Below are 22478 nucleotides of genomic sequence, written 5' to 3'. Positions count from 1 at the left end.
GGGCCGCGGTGGGTCGGGTGCCGGATGATCTGGGCCAGGTAGTGACCACGAGTGAGGTGGCGACGGCGAGTGAGCCGGGGGAGGGGCCCGAGCGGCATGGCTTGCGCTGGCAGGCGGCGCTGGGCAGGTTCTGGCCGCTGACGAAGGGCATGCGGTGGGCGATGGGGGCGGCCGTCGTGAGTCACGGGGTCGCGGCGGTCGCCGACGTCCTGATGATTGAGATGTTGTCGAACGTCGTGGACGAGGCCCTGAGCAGCGGGAATCTCGGTGCCTACTGGACGCCGGCGCTGGCCTGGGCCGGCGTCGCGTTCATGGCGGCCGCGGTCACGTTCGCCGCGTCGATCCTGACGTCCGCACCGGCCGAGATCTTCAGCCTTCGGTTGCGGTCCCTCGTGCACGCGCATCTGCTGAACGTCCCGCCCCACGCCCTGAACGACCGTGAGCTGGGAGACCTGCTGTCGCGGCTGACGGTCGACGTCGACGACGTCGAGAAACTGGTCGTCAGAGGCGTGGTCGACGGGATCGCCCAGACCATGACCGTCGTGGTGTTCGTCGTCGCCGCCGTCCGGTTGCGATGGGATCTCGCGCTCGTCGTGGCCGCCAGCGCGCCCCTGATCTGGATGGTCAACCGCGGCCTGGCGAGCAGGGCGAAGAAGGTGTCGCTCGCCGAGCGGACGGCGCACGGTCGCCTGGTCGCGACGCTCGAGGAGAGCCTGGCGAACCTGTCCCTGGTACAGGCCTACAACGCCCAGCGGGTCGAGGGCAGGCGCCTGGCGGGGGCGGGCGGGGGGCTCGTGCGGGCACGAGTGCTCCAGCAGGTGCTCCATGCGGTGTATATGCCGGCGATGCAGCTCATGCAGACGGCGGCGTTGCTCACTGTGATGGGGGTTGGCGTGTACGACGTCGCCACGGGCCGGCTCACGGTCGGCGGCATGCTCGCCTTCGTCACCTACCTCGGCTTCCTGTTCCCCCCTCTCACCGCGCTCGGCCAGATGGGGATGTCGGCGTCGGCAGCGGGCAGCGCCGCGCTTCGCCTCGTCCAGCTGTTCGACCTGAAGGTGGAAGTGAGCGACCCTCCGGGCGGGCGGCTGTTGACCCGCCACGGCGAGCTCCGCGTCGAGAACCTGAGCGCCGGACATGGCGACCGGCTGGTGCTACGAGACGTCAGCTTCGGCGTCGCCGCCGGCGAGTTGCTGTTCATCACCGGTCCCAGCGGCGCGGGAAAGTCCACCTTCGCCTCCCTGCTCGTGCGGTTCCGCGACCCCGCCGCAGGGCGCATCCTCCTCGACGGGACGGACCTGCGCGAGTACAGCCTGGGAGCGCTCCGGCGGGCGGTGACACTGCTACCGCAGGAGCCCCTGATGGTCGACGGCTCGGTCGAGGCCAACGTGATGTACGGCGTCCCGGACGCCTCCCCCGAGGCCGCCCGCGCCGCAGCCCGGGCCGCGGCCGCGGAGACGTTCATCGGCCGGCTGCCCGACGGCTGGCGCAGTCGGGTCGGTCAGCGGGGGAGGAGCCTTTCCGGCGGGCAGAGGCAGCGGATCGCGCTGGCCAGGGCCCTGCTACGTGACAGCCCGGTGCTGGTGCTGGACGAGCCGACGACCGGTCTCGACCGAGACAACGCGGTGGCGCTGATGCGGACCGTTCGCGAGCAGGCCGGCCGGCGGACCGTCATCGTCATCAGTCACGACTGGGAACTGGCCCGATTCGCAGACCGCGTGCTGATCCTGGCGGACGGTGGGGTGCAGGCCGTCCACGCGCAGGCCGGAGCCGGTGTGGACCTTGCGGCGGGCGTGACCACCGTCACCCTGGCCGACGGCGTCGTCGACCTCGATGCCGCGCTGCGGGATCCGGCGTCGAGAACGTGACGGCGTTGAACGCCGCTGCCCGCCGCGGCGTGCGCTACAACGCGGCCACCGGCCACCGGCGGCGGGTGGCGCGCCGCGCATTTCGTTGAAAGAAGTCATTGACTTTGTTCAACGAACCGTCCTATACAAGTTGGGACCATGTCGGAGCCGGCCCGGGTCACCAAGCGTGAGGCGCAGCGTCTGCAGACGCGCCAGCGCGTCTTCGACGCGGCCGTGGCGGAGTACCAGCGGGTCGGCATGGCGCAGGCGGACGTCGGGCGGATCATCGCCGCGGCGGACGTCGTCCGGGGGACGTTCTACTTCCACTTCCCCACCAAGGAGCACGTCCTTCTCGAACTCGTGAAGCGCGAGGAGGAGCAGGTCGCCGCGGAGCTCGCCGAGGCCCTGCCGAAGGCGAAGAACCTCGCCGACGGGCTGGCCGAGGTGGTACGGCTGACCGCCGAGGTCGAGCAACGCCTCGGCAGCATGCTGTTCCGCGACGTCGTGGCGGTGCACTTCTCCGCCACCCGCCCGGAGGGCGACGACTGGACCCGTCACCCGGTCATCGTTCTCGTCGTCGACTGGATGGAGAAGGCCCGGCAGGAGGGCCAGGTCGTCGCCGGAGTCGACCCGACGTCGGCCGCCATCTCCCTGTTGCTGGGGATCTACGCCCTGCTCGTCAACGACCGCGGCTCGGAGTCGCTGCCGGACGGCGTGCTCGACACGTTCCTGGCCACCATGCTGCGCGGGATCGAAGCCCGCTAGTCCTCCGAGAATCCCGGCCGCCTGGCGATTGCCGGGCCGATGCCGCACGCCTGCGCAAGGGGAAGTCCATGCTGCTCGATCTCCTCCGGCTCGCCGTCGCCTTCGGCGCGGTCGGCCTGATGACCGCGTTCTGGTACTGGCTGATGAAGTCCATCGGGACGTTCTGACGTGGCCGATGCCCTCGCCGTCGAGCGGGCCTGCGCCGTGCTGGCGTGCTCGCTGTCCGGCGGGCGGCGCGAGAGCGTGCGCCTCGCCTCCGGCGAGCGGCGCTCGTTCGGGCTCAACGGCGTTCGGACGGTGGTCAACGTCCCCTTCCCGTCCCTGGCGCCGGACTGGACGATGCGCACCCTCACCTGTGGCATCGCGCTGCAGTGCGCGCCGTCCAAGGACCGGTTGGGTGACATCTGCGCGCTCTCGGCGCGACAACTGCGCGCCCTGGTCGTCGTGGAGGGGGCGGCCGCACTCGGCTGGGCCGTCCGGCGCTGGCCCGGATTGGCGCCCGAGTTCCAGCGCCTGCTCGGCCGTTTCGACGCCGCCCCCGACGACGACGACCTGGTAGCCCGCGCCGTCGCCCTCGCTCGGACCAAGGACGTGCGCCCGCACCCGATCCTCGGTGAGCTCCGGGTGGCGCCGGCGAGCAGGGACATCGCCGCCGGCGCGATGCGGATGTACGGCCGCCTGCCGTGGTCGGACAAACGCCGGCTGTCGAAGGGAAGACACACCGTGCCGGGCGGCGGCGACGGCGGCATGCGGGACCCGAACCTGCCGCCGCCGAGCCGTCCGGAGGACGAGTGGATCGAGCCGCGGACCGATGTCCGGGCCGGGATCCCGTACCCGGAGTGGAACTTCTGGACCGAACGGTTCCTCACCGACCACGTGGCCGTCCTGGAACGCAGGCATTCCCGGACCTCGACCGGCGTCCCCGGGAACGACCTGGGCCTTCAGCGGTGGTTCCAGCAGCACACGCACCGGATGATGCGCGGGGGCCTGGAGGACGGCGCCGGACTCGACGTGGACCGGTACGTCGACTGGTTCACGGACGCCGGCAGGTCCGACCCCAGGGTCTTCCGGGACCTGCTGCCGGGCGCCCGCGACGTCACCACCGCGGTCCTGCTGGACGGCAGCTCGTCGCTGGGCGTCCACCAGGGCCGGGTGTTCCGGCTCGAGCTGGCCTGCGCCGACGCGTTGAGCCGGGCGATGACGGCGAGCCGCGAGCGGCACGGCCTGTTCGTGTTCAGCGGCAACACCCGTCACCGGGTCGACGTGCTCTGTCTCAAGGACTTCACCGACCGCAGGATGGTCGTTCCCGGCGATCTGGGCCTCACGGTCGGCGGGTACACGCGGCTCGGTGCGCCCATCCGCCACCTCACCAACCGATTGCGACGGCAGCCCTCGCAGCGGCGGCTGATGATCATCATCGGCGACGGCCTCATCTCCGACGAGGGCTACGAGGGTCGCTATGCCTGGGCGGACGTCGCCCACGCGCTGGACGAGGCGGACGACGCCGGCGTGACCGTCCACTACATCGGCATCGGCCCGGTCCGGGTCGACCCGCTGCCCGAGGTCTTCGGACCCCTTCGCTCGCAACGCATCCGGCGCCTGGAGGACCTGCCGCGGGCGCTGTCCGCCGTCCACCACCAACTCGTCGCCGCGTGAAAGGGAACGATGATCTACCTGGCCAACGGCAACGAGATCCTGCTGTTCGAACGTGCCTTCGAGCGACAGGTGCCGGTGATGCTCACCGGCCCGACCGGGTGCGGGAAGACGCGCCTGGTCGAGCACATGGCCGCCGTTCTCGGCCGGCCGCTGGTGACGATCAGCTGCCACGACGACCTCACCAGTTCCGACCTGGTCGGGCGGTTCCTGGTCAGCGGCGGCGACGTCGTCTGGACCGACGGCCCGCTCACTCGCGCGATCAAGGGCGGCGCGGTGTGCTACCTCGACGAGGTGGTCGAGGCCCGCCACGACTCCCTCGCCGTCCTGCACTCGCTGACCGACCACCGGCGCACGCTCTTCCTCGACCGCTCCGGCGACGTCGTGCCCGCGCCCCGGGAGTTCATGCTGGTGTGCTCCTACAACCCGGCCTACCGCAGCTCGCTCAAGGAGCTGAAACCCTCGTTCCGGCAACGGTTCGTGACCATCCCGATGACCTACCTGCCGGCCGCCGGCGAGGCTGAGGTGCTGGTCGCCGAGACCGGCGTCGCCCGCGCGACCGCCGACCGCCTGGTCTCGTGCGCCAGCAGCATCCGGACAGCCAACGAAGCCTTCCACTTCGACCCACCGTCCACCCGCACCCTGGTGACCACCGCTGCCCTGGTGGCGAGCGGCGTCCCCGAACTCGAGGCCGCGCAGGCCTGCCTGCTCGCACCGCTGAGCACCGACGGCGCCATCTCGACCGGCCTGCGCGAGCTGGTCACCGCCGCCCTCCTGACCCCCTCCACGGAAGGAGAATGACCATGCAGCCACCCATCTCCGAACAGGACCGCAAGCGCCGCCGCGCGCTGATCGTCTTCCAGCTCGTGGCCTACGGCTACCTGCTGACGATGTTCGCCATCCAGGTGTCCATGTACCTGCAACGGAACTGGTAGGGGACGGCCATGGCAGAGGACGTCGCCATCGGCAGAGCGGTCTCGTACGACCACCACGAGGAGGGCCGCCGGGCCCAGCGCCAAGCGGACCGCTGGCTGTTGCCGGGCGCGATCCTCATGGGCACGATGATCCTCGGCCTGATCGGGCTGCCGCTGTTTCTGCGGGGAATGCACCTCCAGATGCAGGCCCAGCGGCGCGGGCTGTCGGTGCGGCCGATGATCGTCACCCTGATCGGGTACCTGGTCGCGATCGACGCCGCCCTCAACAGTTTCGGCTGGGCCCTCGACCTGATGGCGAACCACACGCTCATCACCCGGACGATCATCACGGCGTGGGGCAACATGTTCGACGCCGGCTACTTCTGGCACTACAACGAACTCAGCATCGGCGGTGCCAGCGCCCCCGGCGAGAAGGCCTGGGAGATCGCCCTGCTGCCGATCGTCTTCTGCATGCGGCTGGCCGCGGCCATCGGCTTCCTCCAGATGAAGCGCTGGGGTCAGCAGTGGCTGATCATCACCTGTTGGTTCGGCGTCGTGGCGTGGTGCGGCTACGTGGCCAACATGACGATCTACGCCGACGTCCGCTACACGCACGTGGTGTTCCCGGTCTTCGGCTGGTGGCTCTACGACATCTTCTACATCTCACCGTTCCTGGCGTTGCCCTACTTGCACAGCGTCAACCGCGAGATCTTCACGGACTGAGGGGATTTCATGACCACCGCCGCTGGCAAGCCGCTCCCGGCCGGCACGACGCCCGCCTTCGCCCGGATGCACCGCTACCTGCAGCGCGGGCTCGTCGTGTGCATGGTCGCCCTGGTGCTGGAGGGCGCCTTCACCATGCCGCTGCTGGCCATCTGGTATGGCTGGCCCACGCTCTCATTCACCCAGATCTGCAGCGAGTTGGAGGCTGTCCGCTACTCCGACCCGACCCGCAACTGCCAGTACCCGATGCCGCTGTTCAGCAAACCCGAAGGCGTCGGCCAGACGACGTCCAAGGACCGGTGGGGCATCCAACCCAAGCCGGAGTACGACCGGATCGGCTTCCGCGAACTGGTGAAGATCCACGACGAGCGGGTGGCCGCAGGGCTGACGAGGTGACGGCCTCATAGGGCAGCTGCAGGCGTCCCGGGGGAGGGTGCCTGCGTGTCGGGTCCCCAAGTCGCCCTCGTCCTCTTCGGCGCGGAGGGTGCCGGGCGATGTCGAGGCGTTCCGGTTAGGCTGGCTGCTCGGTGCGCCGGGAAGCCTGGTCGGCAGTCGTCATCGCCTGCCCGATCGCCCGCCCGGAAGGTTCTTTGTGAGCACCCAGCCCCCTATGTCCAGCGCCGCACCACCTGCCCGGTGCCCATCGAGCGGACGATCACGGCGCCTGTTCTCCCCCGTTCGTGGACCGGGACACGACGGATCGCCGACATCCTGCGCCAGGAGACGGTCGGCGGAGCCATCCTGCTGGCAGCCGTCGTCCTCAAGGCCCGGGACCGGGTCTACCGGCGGCTCGCCCAGGAGCGCTACCCAGGCCAACGCCGCGCAGGACGACGAATCCCACTCAACCGCCGCGTCGGGCGACGGCGCGCGGGGAGCGCCGAAGAGATGGGCAATATCCCGATGGCGTGGAATACCCGCGTCGGCCAACGTTCTTGACACTGAGTAGTGTCGGTGTCACTCTCCGCTAGTGAGTGATTTCCTGGCCGGGACCTGGCAGTTGGAGGCCTGGCGGCGAATCGCCGCGGACGGGACAGTCGGCTACCCGCTCGGGAAGGACGCGCGCGGGCAGCTCATCTACGCGTCCGACGGCCGGATGGCCGTGCACATCGTCCGGGCGGAACGCCCGCCCCTGGCGACCGACGATCCGCTCGGCGGGGACGTGGCGGCACGCGCGTCCGCCTACTCCGGTTGCCTTTCCTACGTCGGAACGTACGCGGTGGAAAACGGCTCCATCGTGCACAGCATCGAGGGCAGCCTGTTCCCCAACTGGAGCGGCGACAAGCAGGTGCGTCCGTTCTCCCTCGACGGCGACCGACTCGTCCTGCGCACGCCGCCGCAGCGAATCGCCGGCGGTACGACCGTGGTGAACGAATTGTCCTGGATCCGACCCGGCGGCGACCGGGACAGCGGCTAGACCAGCGCGGCCGCGAGTTCGCGTCGTCGTCTCAGGTCACTGCCGATGCGCGTCGAAGAAGGCTCGTCGTCCTGTCGTTGTGTTCCTTGCTTCTGGGGGGTTACGAATGGCTGTCACGATCAGCGAACCGCGCACCGGTTCGGCGCGAGCCAAATCCGCGTCCGCGTATTCCGCCCTCCCGGCTCAACGAGCGCATACAAATCTTCTCCAGGTCGATTTCCAGGTCGTCGCCCAGCACATGTTCGCGCTGATGCTCAGGAACGTCTCCAGCGACGGGTTCCTCTTCGCCGACCCCACCGACCGGTCGAAGTTCTCGCTGCCGGGCTGCGTCATCGCCGCTCCGTCCTACCCGGCCAACTCGCCCGGCGTCGACCAGGACTACGTCTTCAACTGGACGCGCGACGCGGCGATCACCGCGATGGAGATCGCGGCCGCCGGGTTGCCGACCCGGCCGGGAGCCGGCGTGGAGGCGCTGATGGACTACGTCAGGTTCGCGAAGACCTGCCAGGACAACGCGACACCGACACTGGGCCACGCGTGCTTCACCATCGACGGCTGGTCCCGGCCCTGGAGCGAGCAGAACGACGGGCCTGCGCTCCAGTCGCTCGCCCTGCTCCAGGCGTTCGATCAGCTCGAGCCGGCCACCCAGGCGCTCGCGACGCAGGTCATCGACACCAACCTCGGCTTCCTCCTGCAGGTGTACCGGGACCCGACCACCAACCTGTGGGAAGAGCACCAGGCCTACTCGTTCTTCGCGCGTGCCGCGCAGCTCCGGTGCCTGCGGGCGATCTCGTCGAACAGCGTCGGGGTGACCGTTCCCGCGGGAACTGCCGACGCCGTCGCGTGGCTGGAGAGCGCGCTGCAGGGCCACTGGGACGGGAACCGGTACCTGAGCCTGCTGGCCGAGGCCCCCGGCGCGGGCGCGCCCTCGAACCCCGCGGGCCAGGGCTACGACCCGAACATCGACGTCGTGATGGCGAGCATCTACGGCGCCGTCCCCGTGACGGACACCAAGCTGCTCGCCACCGCGGCGCAGCTCCGACGGCAGTGGTCCGACCAGGCGTCGGCATCCGTCTACCCGATCAACGTCGCGGACGGCGACCGTGGCCTCGGGCCCATGATGGGGCGCTATCCGGGTGACACCTACGACGGCGACATGTCCGACCACGTGGTGGGCGGCCACCCCTGGGCGCTGTGCACGTGCAACTTCGCCGAGCTGTACTACCGCCTGGCCGCCGAGATCACCACGACCGGAGCCGTGCCGTACGACGGGCTGTCCGCCGACTTCTTCGGCCAGGTCGGCGTGGGCCCCTCGACGCCGCCGCAGCAGGCGGCGGACGCGCTGGAACGGGCCGGGGACGCCATGCTGCGGGCCGTCATCTACCACAGCGACAACCTCGAGCTCAGCGAACAGTTCGACGGCTCGACCGGATTCGTCAAGAGCGTGCGGGACCTCACCTGGAGCTACGCCGCCTTCCTCTCCGCCGTCCGGGCCAAGAGCGCGCGCCCGGTCCAGGGCTGAGCAATGACCATCCACGAAGACCGCGCCCGCCCCTCGTCCGCCTCCCGGCTCCTACAGGGCAGGACCGCCCTCGGCGAACGCGCGGACCGGTTCCTGGACCTGTCCGCGTGCCTGACCGGCTTCGGCCGCGTCCAGCTGCTGGGAACCGGGTTGACCGGCACATACCTGGGCACCGTCGACGCGGTGCTGCCGGACGGCGTGCTCGACGAGCTCCTCGATGCCTTCGCGCGCCAGCCGGTCGAGGCGGACCGCGAGACCGCCCTCGGTGAGACCGTCCTGGCCGATCCGAAGCTCGGGCCGGTGGCGCGCAACGTGATCCTGATGTGGTACAGCGGCACCTGGCACGCGCTTCCGGACACCTGGCGCGCCGCCTACGGCGCCTCGCCCCTGGACGCCGATCACGTCGTCTCCGCGGAGGCGTACCAGGGCGGCCTGCAGTGGGCCGCGGCGGGCGCCCACCCGGCGGGTGCCCTGCAACAGGGCTTCGGGGCGTGGGCTGTGGCGCCCGGCGAGAGCCGGGCATGAACGGCGAGCCGAGCTACGACGTCGTGGTCGTGGGCGCGGGGGTCACCGGCGCCCTGAGCGCCAAACGCCTGACCCGCGCGGGACTCCGCGTCCTGCTGCTCGAGGCGGGCCCGGACACGGCGTGGACGTTCGACGGGTACACCGAGCACCTGAACCACTTCTTCAGCGCCTGGAGCAAGAACCCGGAGTCTGCGTGGCCCCCCGCGGTGAACGCGCCTCAGCCGGACACCGCCGATGTGCGAAGCGGCGCCGGCTACTTCCTCCAGCAGGGGCCGGACAAGTACGCCAGCAGCTACACGCGGCTGCTGGGCGGGTCGACGTTGCACTGGCTCGGGGTGTGCCTGCGCATGCTGCCCGAGGACTTCACGCTGCGCTCGCGGTACGGCGTCGGCCGCGACTGGCCGCTCGGCTACGCCGACCTCGAGCCGTACTACCGGGAGGCCGAGCGGGAGATCGGCGTGGCCGCCGACGTCGCCGACCAGTCCCATCTCGGCATCGACTTCCCTGACGGCTACGACTTCCCCATGCGCCGCCTGCCGCCGAGCTATTCCGACCGGGTGCTGGCCGGGGCCGTGGACGGGCTGGAGGTCACGCTCGGGGACGAGCCGTTCGCGCTCAAGGTCCGGAACTACCCGGCCGCGCGCAACTCGATCCCGCGCGGGGACTACGAGCCGGTGGGCGCCGTCGACGAGCGGGGCGAGGGGCAGGCGCTGGCGCGTGACCTCGGGCAGCGGTGCGCCGGCAACACCGCCTGCACTCCGATCTGCCCGGTGCAGGCCAAGTACAACGCGCAGAAGAGCCTGGCGCAGGCGGACCCCGGCAGGCTCCGGGTGGTCGCCCGGGCCGTGGCGTCCAGGATCCTCGTGGACCCGATCGGCGGCCTCGTCCGGGGCGTCGAGTACCAGCGCTACGAGGACCCGGGCTCGTCCCGGCACACCGTGCACACCGCGTCGGCCCGCGCCTATGTCCTCGCCGCGCACGCCGTCGAGAACGCGAAGCTGCTGCTGGCATCCGGGCTCGGAGGCGCGAAGGCCCTGGTCGGCAGGAACTTGATGGACCACCCCACGTTGTACGCGTGGGGGCTGTCACCGGCTCCGGTGGGCGCCTTCCGTGGCCCGCTGTCGACAGCGGGAATCGACGACCTTCGCGGCGGAGCGTTCCGCGCCTCCCATGCCGCGTTCCGCTTCGACATCGGCAACGACGGGTGGCGCGCGGCGACGGGTGCGCCGGACAGCAGCGTCGCCACCGCGGTGACCGGTGAGGGGTTGTTCGGCTCGCGCCTGCGCCGCCACCTGGAGGACACCCTGTCGCGGCAGGTGCGGTTCTCTGTCGCCGTCGAGCAGCTCCCGTCGCCGGCCAACAGCGTGAGCATCGACCGGGGCCAGGTCGATCCGCTCGGCAACCCGCGCCCGGTGATCAGGTATCACCTCGACGACTACACCCTCGCCGGGATGGCCGCCGCCACCGACGTCTACCGGCAGGTGTTCCGCCGGGCCGGCATCCATGACTGCACGGACCCGCAGGAGGGCGCGTGGTTCCCGTCGGCCTCCTACGACGGCCGGGTGTTCCACTACCACGGCATGGGCCACTTCGCCGGAACGCACGTGATGGGCAGCAGTGCCGAGGACTCGGTGGTCGACGCCGACCAGCGCTCCTGGGAGCACCGCAACCTCTTCGTGGTCGGCTCCGGAAGCTTCCCGACCATGGGCACCTCCAATCCCACGCTGACGATGGCCGCGCTGGCGCTGCGCACGTCGGATCAGATGATCAAGGAGCTGGCAGGGTGAACGTCAAGCAGCTGAAGGACCTGCTGCAGGCGGCGGTCGAGCTGGAGCTGTCCACGATCCCGCCCTACCTGTGCGCGCTGTACTCGCTGCGGCCGGGCTCGAACGACGAGGCACGGCTCATCATCCGGTCCGTCGTCGTCGAAGAGATGCTCCACATGGTGCTGGCGGCCAACGTCCTCAACGCCATCGGCGGCACCCCGAAGGTCACCGGAACCGAGCACGTGCCGCGGTACCCGCACGAACTTCCCGACGGGGTCGTCCTCGACCTGTTGCCGTTCTGCCCGGAGGCCGTCGAGGGCTTCCTGAAGGTGGAGAACCCGCAGTACGACCACCAGGCTATGGACCCCGGCCACCCGCTCGTCGCCGACCGGCGACGGGGCGGCCATCACGTGGCCCGCGCCGCCACGGTGTCGTCCCGACCGACGACGATCGGCGCCTTCTACGCCGAAATCACCGACGGCCTGGAGCAGTTGGCCAAGGAGCTTGGGGAGCGGGCGCTGTTCTGCGGCGACCCGGTCCGGCAGATCGGCCGGGAGTACTACTACGCCGGCGGTGGCGCGGCGACCGCCGTCACGGACCTGGCGTCCGCACAGGCGGCCCTCGAGGAGATCGTGGACCAGGGGGAGGGTGACCCGAGCTCCATGTACGACGTCGACGGCGACCTCGCCCACTACTTCCGGTTCCAGCAGGTCAAGTACGACCGGTCCTACCTGCCGTCCGATCACGCCGGATCGCCGACCGGACCACCGGTCGGAGTGGACTTCGACGCCGTCCACCCGATGATCGCCAACCCGCGGGGAACCGACTACGCCGACCCCGAACTGCGAGCCGCCTCGGACGCGGCCAACCGGACCTGGTGGCGGCTGCTGAGCCAGATCGAGGCCGCGTTCAACGGGCGCCCGGCGGCGCTGCTGGACGCCGTGCCCACCATGTTCACGCTCCGCGACCAGTCGCTGGTCCTGCTGGCGAACCCCTTGCCCGGCGGCGGCAGCCACGCCGGGCCGACGTTCGAGTGGGATCCGGCCCGGTGAGCCGAGCCGGGGTCCGTGCCTGGAGAAGGGAACGCCAGTGATCTTTCCTCGTGGAGCCACCACCCGCACCGACCACCGCGCCGTCTCGGACACGGTCTACGACGCCGTCATCGTCGGCGGCGGGATCGCGGGTGCGATCATCGCCCAGGAGCTCGGCCGCGCCGGCCAGCGCGTCCTCATCCTCGAGGCGGGCCCTGCGGAGGATCTGACCATCAAGGGGTACGAGGACTACCTGACGCAGTTCTACGCGGCCGCCGCGAAGGACAACCAGTCGCCGTACCCGGTCAACCCCAACGCGCCCATGCCCAGGAGCTCCGACGCCCAGGCGACTGCGCCGGGGCAGCCGGTGACGTCGGGCTACCTGGTGCAGAACGGCCCGGTCTGCACCGACACCACGTACACGCGGGTCCTCGGCGGGACGACGATGCACTGGGAAGCCAAGACGCTGCGCATGCTTCCCGAGGACTTCGACCTGGCCAGCCGGTTCGGCGAGGGCCTGGACTGGCCCATCGGCTACGGGGACCTGGAGCCGTACTACCGTGAAGCCGAGCGGGAGATCGGCGTCTCGGCCGACGTCGAGGACCAGGCGTACCTCGGCATCTCGTTCCCGCCGGACTACGCGTTCCCCATGAAGGGCCTGCCGCAGTCGTACCTCGACCGCGTCGTCGCGAACGGGGTGGACGGCACCGAGGTCGACCTCGAGGGCGACCGGTTCACCCTCAGGGTGCGGCCGTTCCCGCAGGGCCGCAACGGCATCCCGAACCCGGCCTACGACAGCGGGAAGGGCTACCGCCCGGTCGGTGCGGTGAGCACCCACCAGGTGGAACAGGGCGAGCGCTGCCAGGGCAACAACAATTGCGTGCCGATCTGCCCGGTGCAGGCCAAGTACCACGCGGGGAAGACCCTCGCCAAGGCCCTCGCGGGCGGGGTCGACCTGCTCGCGCAGGCGGTCGCCTACAAGGTCCACACCGATCCGGTCAACGGTCGCGTCAGCCACCTCGAGTTCCGCAGGTACCACGACCCGTCCTCCGCCGAGTACGACACCGGGACGGCGCGGGGGCGCGTGTTCGTGCTCTGCGCGAACGCCGTCGAGAACGCCCGCCTCATGCTCGCCTCGGGCCTGGAAAGCACCAGCGGCCTGGTGGGGCGAAACTTCATGGATCATGCGTACCTGCTCAACTGGGCCCTCCTGCCCCAGGTCGCGGGCACGCTGCGCGGCACCATCTGCACGAGCGGGATCGTCGATCTGCGCGGCGGGCCGTTCCGCAGCAAGCAGGCCGGCTTCGGCATCGACATCCACAACGACGGGTGGGGCTGGGCGACCGGCGCGCCGTACACCGACCTGCACGACATCGTGGAGGTCCGGAACGCGTTCGGGCCGGCGCTGCGCCGGGCGCTGGTCGATCAGATCTCCCGCCAGCTCCTGCTGGCCTTCATGATCGAAGTGCCGGCCACGCCGAGCAACCGGGTCACGGTGGACCCCGCCTACCGGGACCAGCTCGGGAACATGCGGCCGGTCATCTCGTACGGCGTGCCGGACTACACCATGCGGGGGGCCGCGTTCGGCCGGCGATTGGCGGGCCAGATCTTCGAACGGCTCGGGGCCGAGGACCACACGGCCTACGACCCGGCCGACCCCGGCTACGTCGGCTACGGCGGCCAGGGATACCGGATCCTGGGCGGCAACCACCTGGCGGGCACGCACGTGATGGGGACGAGCCCGGCCACGTCCGTCGTGGACGCCACGCTCCGCTCGTGGGACCACGAGAACCTGTACCTGGTGGGCGGCGGCAGCATGCCGACGATCGGGACGTCGAACATCACGCTGACCGTGGCCGCGCTCGCCTTCAAGAGCGCCACCCACATCGTCCACCGGCTCCGCAGCGAGCAGGCGCCGGTAGCCCTGTCGGCACGCTAACTCGATTGGCGAGAAGCATTGACCCAGCCCAGGATCACGACCCTCGAGCAGCTGTTCGGCTACCTGGACGCGGCGCTGCAACTGGAGCACGCGACGATCCCGCCCTACCTGACGGCGCTGTATTCCCTGCATCCGCAGGCCAATCCCGACGCCCGGCGTGTCCTTCGCGTCGTCGTCGTCGAGGAGATGCTCCACCTCACGCTGGTGGCGAACGTCCTGAATGCTGTCGGCGGGAGCCCCGACCTCACGAAACCCGGCTTCGTGCCGACGTACCCGGCCTGCCTGCCGGACGGCGAGACGGACTTCGAGGTCGACCTGCAGCCGTTCTCACCGGACGCCGTCAGCACCTTCCTCAGGATCGAGCGGCCCGCGCAGGCTCCCGGCGAGGTGACCCGGCTGGTGTCGCGGCGGTCCGGCCGGCGGCTCCTCGCCGCCAGCCCGGAGGAACCCGCGATGCAGTACTACAGCATCGGCGAGTTCTACGAGGAGATCGCCCGTGGCTTGCAGTACCTGCACGGGGTGTCCGAGGAGCGCGGCGAACCGCTGTTCACCGGTGATCCGCACCGGCAGGTCACGCCCGAGTACTTCTACTCCGGCGGTGGGGAGGCGATCCCCGTGACCGACCTGTCCTCCGCGCTCGCCGCGCTGAACCTCATCGCCGAGCAGGGCGAGGGCCTGGGTGGCGGCATCTACGACGCCGAGGGCGAGCTGTCCCACTACTACCGGTTCGAGCAGCTCCGGCTCGGCCGCTACTACCAGAAGGGTGACGATCCGGGGCATCCCACCGGACCGCCGCTGGAGGTCGACTACGGCGCGGTGTACCCGGTCGTGAAGAACGCCCGCCTGGCCGGCTACCCGCCGGGATCGCCGTTGCGGGCAGCCGCGGCGGAGTTCAACGCGTCGTACGCCGACTTCCTGTCGTTCCTTACCCGCGCCTACACCGGGCAGCCGGACCTCCTGCTGGAGGCGGTGTGGCGGATGTTCCACATCCGGGACGACATGAACCGCCTGATCCGCAACCCGATTCCCGACCGGCCGGGACTTCACGCCGGACCGACGTTCGAGCTCCCGTCGGGCGACAGGAGCGGACATGACCACGGCTGACCTGATGGAGCGGTTCCTGGCCTTCTCCGCGGAGGTGACCGCGTTCAGCACCCTCGACCTGATGGGCACGGGCCAGGCGGACGCGTACCTGAGTACGGTCCGGCGCGTCGTGGGCGACGACGTCCTCGGCGACCTGCTCGACGAGTACGGGCGAGCGGTCGAGGCGGCCCCCGCGGACCGGCAGGAGCGTGACGTCGTGCTGGCGCGGGACGTCTTCGGCGACGAGCGGCTGGGGCCCGTCGCCAGGGCCGTCGTCAAGCTCTGGTACGTCGGGATCTGGTACCGGCTACCGCCCGGGTGGACCGCGCGCTTCGGTGCGGCACGGGGGGACGACGGCACGTTCACGGTGTCACCGGCGGCCTATCCGGAAGGGCTGCTGTGGCGCGCCGTCGGCGCGAACCCTCCCGGCGCGAGGGCGCCCGGGTACGCCTCGTGGACGCAGCCGCCCCGGATCCCGGCCATCCCGGGGTGAGCCCGGGCCCACGGACCAGCACGACGACAGGAGGGGGCAGGCAGTGACCGAGGCGATCAGCAATCTGGGCCCGGACAAGGTCCGGCTCGGCGTGACACCGACGCTCTGGTGGAACGACGACTTTCCGTCCATCGACATCGGCATCCCGTTCGAGCAGTGCGTGAGCGAGATGGCGCTGGCCGGTTTCCAGGGGTGCAGCGTCGGGCACAAGTACCCCAAGGATCCGGCGGCGCTCCGGAGCGCGCTCCAGTTGCGCGGCCTGCAGGTGTCCGAGCCGTGGGTGAGCACGTACTTCACCGTCAACGGGATGGAGCAGCAGACCGTCGACGCCTTCGAGGAGCAACTCGGCTTCATCAAGGCCATGGGCGGCAGGGACCTGGTCGTCGCCGAGTTCGGCCGCACCGCGCACATCCTGCCGGTCGCCCTGTTCGCCAACCGCCCGGTGTTCGACGACCACGACTGGGACCGGCTCTCCAGCGGCCTCAACCGCCTCGGCAAGATCGCGACCGCGGCCGGGATGCGGCTCTGCTACCACCACCACATGGGCACGGGCGTCATGACCAGGGCAGACGTCGACCGCCTGATGGCGTCCACGGAGCCGGACCTTGTCCACCTGCTCCTGGACACGGGGCATCTCGCCTTCGCCGGCGACGACCCGCTCGCCGCAGCCCGGGCGCACGCCGGGCGCATCTCGCACGTCCACCTCAAGGACGTGCGGCCGGACGTCGTCAGCCGGGTCCGCGAGGAGGGCCTGTCCTTCCAGCAGGGCGTCGAGGCCGGGGTGTTCACCGTGCCCGGGGACGGCGCCATCGACTTCGTGCCGATCCTCCAGACCCTGGGCGCCGCCGAGTACGAGGGCTGGCTGGTGGTCGAGGCCGAGCAGGACCCCGCGAAGGCGAACCCCCTGGAGTACGCGCTCAAGGCCCGGGCATACCTGCGCGACGTCCTGGGCTGGTGACGCGATGAGCAGCGACCGGGACGTATACCTCAGCTTCTTCATGTTCACGACGGATCTGCGGCCCGGCGATCCCGAGTACGCCACCCTGATCGCCCGCCACATGAAGGAATTGCGGCGGCTCGGATACAGCGGTTTCGATCTGCCCGTCGCGCCCACCGGTGCCGGCGACCGCCGGACCGAGGTGGCGAGCTACACCGGGCTGAGGCGGGCGCTCGACCGGGCCGGACTGGACGACGTCGGCGTCACGACCAACGTGGCGGCCACGCGGACGTTCGACCCGACGTCGCCGTACGGCGACCAGCGAGCGGCCGCCCTCGACTACCTCAAGTCCCGCGTGGACATCACGGTGGCCCTGGGCGGGACCATCATGGCCGGGCCGATCGTGTTCCCCTACAACGTCTTCCCCACCACCGACGCGAACGAGCCGATCTGGAGCGACGCCCTGTGGGCGTGGAGCCAGCCCCGGTTCCGCAACGCCCAACCGATCCTGGACGAGCTGGGGGAGTATGCGGCGGGCATGAACGTGAAGCTGGCCATCGAACCCGTCGACCACTGGGAGACGCCGGCGCCGAACATGGTCGGGGACGTGCTCCGCTTCCTCGAGGGTGTGCCGAGCCGGCAGGTAGGCGTCTGTGTCGACAGTGCGCACGTGGTCCTGGGCAGCAGCGGCCCTGAGGCGTTCCGGCAGGAGATCCGCGCGGCCGGTGAGGCGGGCCGGATCAACTACGCGCAGGTGTCGGCGCCGGACCGTGGCGCCGTCCGGGACAGCTGGATCCCCTGGGACGCCTTCCTCACGGCCGTCCTGCCCCGGTACGACGGCCCGTTGCTGATCGAGGTCTTCAACGCCATCCCCGCCTTCCTGACGCCCCTGCACCTGACCCGGCGGAAGTTCTGGGTCCCGGGCGAGGACGACCCGGTCGAGGGGTGGCCGGACGCCTACACCGTCGCGGCGGAGGCGATCGAAGCTCTGCGGACGGAGCTGAGCAAGTTCGGCGGCGAGGGGTAGCGATGACCGACGAACAGACGATCAGCCGTCCCGGTGCGGCGAAAGTTCCGGCCCAGCCCGCACGGGCCGGCGGCCACGGCACCTACCGCGCGGTTTCCTCGCAACAGGCGACGGCGGTCAACCTGGGTCCGCTGCGGGACCTGCCCGGCTTCTGGGAGGGCACCGGGTTCAGCCTCATCGCCCGGCCGGACTTCTCCGATGGCAGCCCGAACGGCTTCTTCCTGCAACTGAATCTCCTCAGGGAGTCCATCGAGTTCACCACGATCGGGTCGCCGGTGATCAACCGGGGGAGCCGGCAGCCCGACATCGCCCTCTACGGCGTCACCTACCTGCACCGGGTCACGGACGGCATCACCGGGGAGGCGCTGCACATCGAACCCGGCCTCTGGCTCACCATTCCGGCGACCGCCGATCCACGGTCCGACGCCAGCGTTGCCCGGCTCGCCACCGTTCCGCACGGCAATTCCGTGTGCGCCGTCGGTTTCGTCGAGGACGTCGTCCTCGACGGCCTCCCGGCGATCCCCTCGGGCGCAACGGCACCGTTCCCGATCGGGTCGTCGCCACCCCCAGCGGGAACGAAGAACCCGTATCCCGAATACGACCTCAGCGTCGACACTCCGTTCCGCACCTCGCCGCTCCCGCCCGGGGTCACGCAGGCGGTCGTCGACGACCCCAACGTCATCATCCGGGAGGCACTGGAAGGACTCACGCTGACGCACGTCACCCGGCTCATCACGTCGACGGCGTCGGCGGGCGGGATCGACAACATCCCGTTCATCGTGAAGAACGCCGAGGCGCTCAGCCTGGAGTCTGTGTTCGCGATCGAGACGGTGCAGGGACCCCACGGCAAGGAGCACCTGCAGTTGCAGTACTCGCAGACGGCACTGCTCAACTTTCGCGGCCAGAGCTTCCCCCACGTCACCGTGGGGACGTTGGTGAAGGCCTTCTGACTCTCCAGCAGCTCAAGGGACACGGCCACGAGCCGATAGAGCGATCAGGATGAACGTCTATGCGCTCGTGGCGGTCGCGCTCCTGGCAGGCCTGCACCTGACCGGTCAGCATCTGCGGATGCTCGACTCGCGCCTCGGTGTGCGCTTCGGTCAGGTTGCCGAGGGCTGCCTGCTGGCCTACGTCGTGGTGGACCTGATGCCCGTGGTCGCCCAGGCGGAGAGCCAGTTCAAGGCCTCGCCCGAGGCGCGGTGGTTCGTCCTCACCGAACCCGCCTGGCTCGCCTGCCTCGGCGGGATGATGCTGTTGACGCTCGCCCAGGGGGGCCGCAGGCAGCGCCTTCGGGCGACCACCGGCGGCGGGCCGGCCGGAGATGCCGACCTGGCGTTCCGGCTGACGACCATGGCTCACGTGGCGGCGAACGTCAACGCCGGCATCCTCCTGCAGCATCACCACCACCACGGGCCGCTGGCCCTGGTGCCCGTCACGCTGCTGCTCGGTGTCCACCTCGCTCTGGTGGAGCGCGAGCACCTGGTGCACAACGCGGAGGCGTACCGCCGCTGGGGGCGGCCGGCGATGGCGGCGGCGCTCCTCATGGGCGCGGCGATCGGCACGGCGTGGGCGCCCGGCGGCGTCGTGCTCGCGGTCCTGCGCTCGGCGCTCGCAGGCCTGCTCGCGCTGAACGTTCTGCAGCACCACATCCGGGAGCAGGACGTCGCGCGCGCACCAGGGTTCGTCCTCGGCGGCCTCCTCTACGGTGCCGCCCTCGCACTGACCTGATCGTCGGCGAGGACGGCGGGCCAACGCGGCTGGCCATCAGAGACGCGGGTTCCCCGCCGGACCCCTAGCTAGAGATAAAGGTAGGGTGGGGGCGTGGCCGGCCTTCGCATGACACAAGCTACTCGACTTGTCCTGCAGGCACTGCTGGTGGAGCCCACAAGGGAAGCCTATGGCGCGGAGATAGGGCGCGCGGCTGGTTTGCCGTCCGGAACGGTCACGCCGATCGTGGCTAGGCTTGAAAATGCCGGGATCCTGGTGAGTCGGATCGAAGATGTGGACCCCGCTCAAGTCGGCAGGCCGCGGCGCAAGTACTATTCGTTCTCTACAGATGGCGCGGATCGGGCCAGAACTGCACTCGAACGATCTTCCAGATCCTCTGCTCTCGACTCGGATCCGATTGTATGGCGCCCCCCAGGCCTTGCAGGAGGGGTGGCGTAATAATGAACGATTGGAGCGCGTCGGGGCACGGTGAGAGCGCGCCGCAGCTTGCGAAGCTAGAAAGTCGGATAAATCGCCTGCGAATGGAAGTGCGGGAGTGCGCGGCCACCTTCGAGATCATCGGTAAGCCGTATGCGGGAGAACCGCACGTACGGATTGAAAGGGGCAAGGGGAAACCGGACCGTCCGCGGTACTGGCGCCCCTGACTACCGATGACGGACGAGCGCGGGCACCACCTCCCCACCACTCCCACCGTGGACCGGTTCTGCGACGTGGCGGTGATCGGCGGGTCGGCCGCGGGCCTGGCCGCTGCCCTCCAGCTCGCCCGTCAGCGGCGGTCCGTGATCGTCGTCGACGACGGAACCCCGCGGAACGCTCCCGCGGAGCACATGCACGGCTACCTCGGCCGCGAGGGTGCACCGCCGTCGGAGCTGGTGACGATCGGGCGCGACGAGGTGCGCGGATACGGAGGAGAGGTCCTTTCCGGCAGGGTGCTCGCCGTGCAGCGCCGGGATGACGGCCTGTTCCGTGTGGAGCTGACCGGCGGTAACGCGGTGATCGCCCGCCGCGTGCTCGCCGCCACCGGTCTCACCGACGAGCTGCCCGACATCGACGGGCTGGCCGAGCACTGGGGCCACGACGTCGTCCACTGCCCGTTCTGCCACGGCTTCGAGGTGCGCGACCGGCGTCTGGTGCAGGTCGTGACCCATGCCATGGGGCTCCACCCGACCGCACTGCTGCGGCACCTGACCGAACGCCTGACGGTCGTCCTGCACGACGCCGACGGCGTCGAGGACGCCGCCGTCGAGGCGTTGCGCGCCGCCGGCGTGACCGTCGTCCGGGACAAGGTCCGCAGGATCGTGGCGGGACCTGGCGGCGGGGTGGCGGGCGTCGAGTTGGCCGGCGGCTACACGCTGGAGGCGGACGCCGTGGTCGTGGGCCCGCGCTTCCACGCCCGGGCGGGGGCGCTCACGCCCGCGGGTGTGACCACCACCGCGCATTCGACCGGCTCCGGGGAGGTGGTCGAGGTCGACCCCATGGGCCAGACCGCCGTTCCCGGGATCTACGCCGCTGGCAACGTGACGGACCCGAGCATGCAGGTCCTCCACGCCGCCGCCCACGGCAGCCGGGTCGGCGCGATGATCGCCGTCGGCCTCGCCGACGACGACCTGCTCGCCGGTGTCCGTGCCTCCGGCGAGCTGACCGACTGGGACCACCGCTACGGCACCGAAGACCGGATGTGGAGCGGCAACCCCAACGGCACCCTGGTTCGCGAGGCCGGCGGCCTCGTTCCGGGCCGGGCGCTCGACGTGGGGGCCGGCGAGGGAGCCGACGCCCTCTGGCTGGCCGAGCAGGGCTGGGAAGTCACCGCCACCGACATCTCCGGCAACGCCCTCGCCCGGGTGAGCGCCGAGGCCGAGCGCCGGGGACTCGCCGTCCGTTGCCTGCGCGCCGACGCCAACGACCCTGACGCCTTCGGTGCGGATGCCTACGACCTCGTGTCGTTGCAGTACGGCTCCTTCCACCGCACCCCCGATCACCGTGGCCTGCGCAACCTGCTGACCGCGGTCGCCCCGGGCGGCACGCTGCTCGTCGTGTCCCACGACCTCACACCCCTGCGCGACCCCATCGACGCGACGACGCAGACCCGCATGTTCGACCCCGACGCCTACGTGGGCGTCGACGAGATCGCCGCCGCCCTCGGCGACACGGCCGTATGGCGGGTCGAGGTCCACGAGACCCGGCCCCGGCCCCCCGGCGCGGCCAGCACCCATCACGTCGACGACGTCGTACTCCGAGCCACGAAGCTGTAGCGCCGGTCGGCGCCCTCGTCGCGGGGACAGCCCTGTCAGTGTGCAGGGCCTCGGGATCTCCCAGATGCTCGGTCGTTCGGCATGGAGGTCGCACGCAATTACGGGATGATCATGCCCGGCGAGGACTCGACCAAGGCGGTCCGCGAGGTCTTCGTCATCGATCCTGCCGGCGTGATCCGTACGATCATCTACTACCCGCTCAGCCTCGGCCGGAACTTCGACGAGTTGCAGCGGGTCGTGGTCGCCCTGCAGACCGCGGACGCCTTCTCGGTGGCGACCCCCGCCGACTGGCGTCCCGGCGAGCCCGTGATCGTGCCACCGCGGTGTGCCATCCGGCGCCTCCGACCTTTTGGGTGTGCCACGGTGTGACGTTTTGGTGATCATTCGTCATAAACGATCACCAAAATGTCACACCGTGGCTGGCTGGCTGGCTGGCTGCGAGCGAGCCGCGGCGCGAGCGACACCCCGGGCCACGGGGCCGGCGTCCCTGCGCGACCTGGGGCGCCCCCGGGGCGGGCTGACCTGCCACCACGGGGAAACCTCACCGGAGACTTCGCAACCTCCATGCAGACCGGTCATGGTCACGAAATGCCCCCTGACCAGGGCCGGAGCTGTGGAGCGGTGTGAGCGGACATACCAACCTCCCTGTAGGCGGACACCGGACCTGGCTCTGGCGCTGATCTTGTGGTCCGGGTGGTCCGGGTGGTCAGGTCGGGTGGTCAGGTCGGGTGGATGACGCGCTTGCGCAGTAGGTCGAGGTTGGCGCGGCCGTACATCTGCCGCTTGATCATTTTGATCTTGTTGACGGTGCCTTCGACGGGGCCGGAGCTGTAGGGCAGGGTCAGCGCCGGCATAAGAG

Annotated in this window: 23 protein-coding genes; 22 read left to right on the top strand and 1 reads right to left on the bottom strand. The window is 70.3% G+C overall.

Annotation, left to right across the window (positions count from 1 at the left end):
* Positions 1-41: 41 nt before the first annotated feature.
* From AC08OU_RS03535 to AC08OU_RS03430, 22 genes are all read left to right on the top strand, one after another.
* Positions 42-1868, top strand: a complete 1827-nt coding sequence (locus AC08OU_RS03535; RefSeq protein WP_476604333.1) for an ABC transporter ATP-binding protein — start codon at positions 42-44, stop codon at positions 1866-1868.
* A 138-nt stretch (positions 1869-2006) separates the two neighbouring features.
* Entirely contained in the window at positions 2007-2612 is a 606-nt protein-coding gene (locus AC08OU_RS03530; protein WP_476604332.1) for a TetR family transcriptional regulator, read from the top strand.
* A 168-nt stretch (positions 2613-2780) separates the two neighbouring features.
* Positions 2781-4268, top strand: coding sequence for a nitric oxide reductase activation protein NorD (locus AC08OU_RS03525; RefSeq protein ID WP_476604331.1), 1488 nt, complete (start codon positions 2781-2783; stop codon positions 4266-4268).
* Between the two features lie 9 nt (positions 4269-4277).
* Entirely contained in the window at positions 4278-5066 is a 789-nt protein-coding gene (locus AC08OU_RS03520; protein WP_476604330.1) for an AAA family ATPase, read from the top strand.
* Between the two features lie 2 nt (positions 5067-5068).
* Positions 5069-5200, top strand: a complete 132-nt coding sequence (locus tag AC08OU_RS03515; protein ID WP_476604329.1) for a hypothetical protein — start codon at positions 5069-5071, stop codon at positions 5198-5200.
* 9 nt (positions 5201-5209) lie between these two features.
* A complete protein-coding gene (locus AC08OU_RS03510; RefSeq protein ID WP_476604328.1) occupies positions 5210-5902 on the top strand; it encodes a hypothetical protein in 693 nt (230 codons plus the stop codon).
* Between the two features lie 9 nt (positions 5903-5911).
* Positions 5912-6298 carry a hypothetical protein gene (locus tag AC08OU_RS03505; RefSeq protein WP_476604327.1) on the top strand — a complete coding sequence of 129 codons (387 nt, stop codon included), beginning with the start codon at positions 5912-5914 and terminating at the stop codon, positions 6296-6298.
* A gap of 240 nt (positions 6299-6538) precedes the next feature.
* A complete protein-coding gene (locus AC08OU_RS03500) occupies positions 6539-6838 on the top strand; it encodes a hypothetical protein (protein ID WP_476604326.1) in 300 nt (99 codons plus the stop codon).
* 31 nt (positions 6839-6869) lie between these two features.
* Positions 6870-7316 (top strand): lipocalin-like domain-containing protein, encoded by a 447-nt coding sequence (locus AC08OU_RS03495; protein ID WP_476604325.1) that lies wholly within the window; start codon positions 6870-6872, stop codon positions 7314-7316.
* A gap of 106 nt (positions 7317-7422) precedes the next feature.
* Positions 7423-8838, top strand: a complete 1416-nt coding sequence (locus AC08OU_RS03490; protein ID WP_476604324.1) for a glycoside hydrolase family 15 protein — start codon at positions 7423-7425, stop codon at positions 8836-8838.
* A gap of 3 nt (positions 8839-8841) precedes the next feature.
* The gene (locus tag AC08OU_RS03485) at positions 8842-9363 is read left to right on the top strand and encodes a hypothetical protein (protein WP_476604323.1); all 522 of its coding nucleotides are present in this window, start codon (positions 8842-8844) and stop codon (positions 9361-9363) included.
* The gene (locus AC08OU_RS03480; protein ID WP_476604322.1) at positions 9360-11150 is read left to right on the top strand and encodes a GMC family oxidoreductase; all 1791 of its coding nucleotides are present in this window, start codon (positions 9360-9362) and stop codon (positions 11148-11150) included. The genes AC08OU_RS03485 and AC08OU_RS03480 overlap by 4 nt, the downstream gene beginning before the upstream one ends.
* Positions 11147-12181, top strand: coding sequence for a ferritin-like domain-containing protein (locus tag AC08OU_RS03475; protein ID WP_476604321.1), 1035 nt, complete (start codon positions 11147-11149; stop codon positions 12179-12181). Before AC08OU_RS03480 ends, AC08OU_RS03475 begins: the two co-directional genes overlap by 4 nt.
* Before the next feature lie 37 nt (positions 12182-12218).
* The gene (locus AC08OU_RS03470) at positions 12219-14099 is read left to right on the top strand and encodes a GMC family oxidoreductase (RefSeq protein WP_476604320.1); all 1881 of its coding nucleotides are present in this window, start codon (positions 12219-12221) and stop codon (positions 14097-14099) included.
* An 18-nt stretch (positions 14100-14117) separates the two neighbouring features.
* Positions 14118-15203, top strand: coding sequence for a ferritin-like domain-containing protein (locus AC08OU_RS03465; protein ID WP_476604319.1), 1086 nt, complete (start codon positions 14118-14120; stop codon positions 15201-15203).
* Positions 15190-15675 (top strand): hypothetical protein, encoded by a 486-nt coding sequence (locus AC08OU_RS03460; RefSeq protein WP_476604318.1) that lies wholly within the window; start codon positions 15190-15192, stop codon positions 15673-15675. Before AC08OU_RS03465 ends, AC08OU_RS03460 begins: the two co-directional genes overlap by 14 nt.
* 43 nt (positions 15676-15718) lie before the next feature.
* A complete protein-coding gene (gene iolE / locus AC08OU_RS03455) occupies positions 15719-16633 on the top strand; it encodes a myo-inosose-2 dehydratase (RefSeq protein WP_476604317.1) in 915 nt (304 codons plus the stop codon).
* Between the two features lie 4 nt (positions 16634-16637).
* The gene (locus tag AC08OU_RS03450; RefSeq protein ID WP_476604316.1) at positions 16638-17639 is read left to right on the top strand and encodes a sugar phosphate isomerase/epimerase family protein; all 1002 of its coding nucleotides are present in this window, start codon (positions 16638-16640) and stop codon (positions 17637-17639) included.
* Positions 17640-17641: 2 nt separating this feature from the next.
* A complete protein-coding gene (locus AC08OU_RS03445; RefSeq protein WP_476604315.1) occupies positions 17642-18589 on the top strand; it encodes a heme-binding protein in 948 nt (315 codons plus the stop codon).
* A 49-nt stretch (positions 18590-18638) separates the two neighbouring features.
* On the top strand, positions 18639-19367 hold the full coding sequence (locus AC08OU_RS03440) for a hypothetical protein (protein ID WP_476604314.1): 729 nt from the start codon (positions 18639-18641) through the stop codon (positions 19365-19367).
* Between the two features lie 650 nt (positions 19368-20017).
* Entirely contained in the window at positions 20018-21619 is a 1602-nt protein-coding gene (locus tag AC08OU_RS03435) for an FAD-dependent oxidoreductase (RefSeq protein WP_476604313.1), read from the top strand.
* Positions 21620-21700: 81 nt separating this feature from the next.
* Positions 21701-21988, top strand: coding sequence for a peroxiredoxin (locus tag AC08OU_RS03430; RefSeq protein ID WP_476604312.1), 288 nt, complete (start codon positions 21701-21703; stop codon positions 21986-21988).
* A 350-nt stretch (positions 21989-22338) separates the two neighbouring features.
* On the opposite strand, the gene AC08OU_RS03425 is transcribed toward AC08OU_RS03430, so the two are convergent.
* A partial coding sequence (locus AC08OU_RS03425) for a transposase (protein WP_476604353.1) occupies positions 22339-22478 on the bottom strand: 140 nt, incomplete at its 5' end.

It is taken from the genome of Frankia sp. CcMO1, assembly GCF_977945845.1.
This window is presented reverse-complemented; position numbering and strand designations above follow the sequence as displayed.

Coding starts and splice junctions, on each gene's coding strand:
- AC08OU_RS03530 (WP_476604332.1), top strand. CDS start 2,007: ATGTCGGAGCCGGCCCGGGTCACCAAGCGTGAGGCGCAGCGTCTGCAG.
- AC08OU_RS03520 (WP_476604330.1), top strand. CDS start 4,278: ATGATCTACCTGGCCAACGGCAACGAGATCCTGCTGTTCGAACGTGCC.
- AC08OU_RS03515 (WP_476604329.1), top strand. CDS start 5,069: ATGCAGCCACCCATCTCCGAACAGGACCGCAAGCGCCGCCGCGCGCTG.
- AC08OU_RS03510 (WP_476604328.1), top strand. CDS start 5,210: ATGGCAGAGGACGTCGCCATCGGCAGAGCGGTCTCGTACGACCACCAC.
- AC08OU_RS03505 (WP_476604327.1), top strand. CDS start 5,912: ATGACCACCGCCGCTGGCAAGCCGCTCCCGGCCGGCACGACGCCCGCC.
- AC08OU_RS03490 (WP_476604324.1), top strand. CDS start 7,423: ATGGCTGTCACGATCAGCGAACCGCGCACCGGTTCGGCGCGAGCCAAA.
- AC08OU_RS03485 (WP_476604323.1), top strand. CDS start 8,842: ATGACCATCCACGAAGACCGCGCCCGCCCCTCGTCCGCCTCCCGGCTC.
- AC08OU_RS03480 (WP_476604322.1), top strand. CDS start 9,360: ATGAACGGCGAGCCGAGCTACGACGTCGTGGTCGTGGGCGCGGGGGTC.
- AC08OU_RS03460 (WP_476604318.1), top strand. CDS start 15,190: ATGACCACGGCTGACCTGATGGAGCGGTTCCTGGCCTTCTCCGCGGAG.
- AC08OU_RS03450 (WP_476604316.1), top strand. CDS start 16,638: ATGAGCAGCGACCGGGACGTATACCTCAGCTTCTTCATGTTCACGACG.
- AC08OU_RS03445 (WP_476604315.1), top strand. CDS start 17,642: ATGACCGACGAACAGACGATCAGCCGTCCCGGTGCGGCGAAAGTTCCG.
- AC08OU_RS03440 (WP_476604314.1), top strand. CDS start 18,639: ATGAACGTCTATGCGCTCGTGGCGGTCGCGCTCCTGGCAGGCCTGCAC.
- AC08OU_RS03435 (WP_476604313.1), top strand. CDS start 20,018: ATGACGGACGAGCGCGGGCACCACCTCCCCACCACTCCCACCGTGGAC.
- AC08OU_RS03430 (WP_476604312.1), top strand. CDS start 21,701: ATGGAGGTCGCACGCAATTACGGGATGATCATGCCCGGCGAGGACTCG.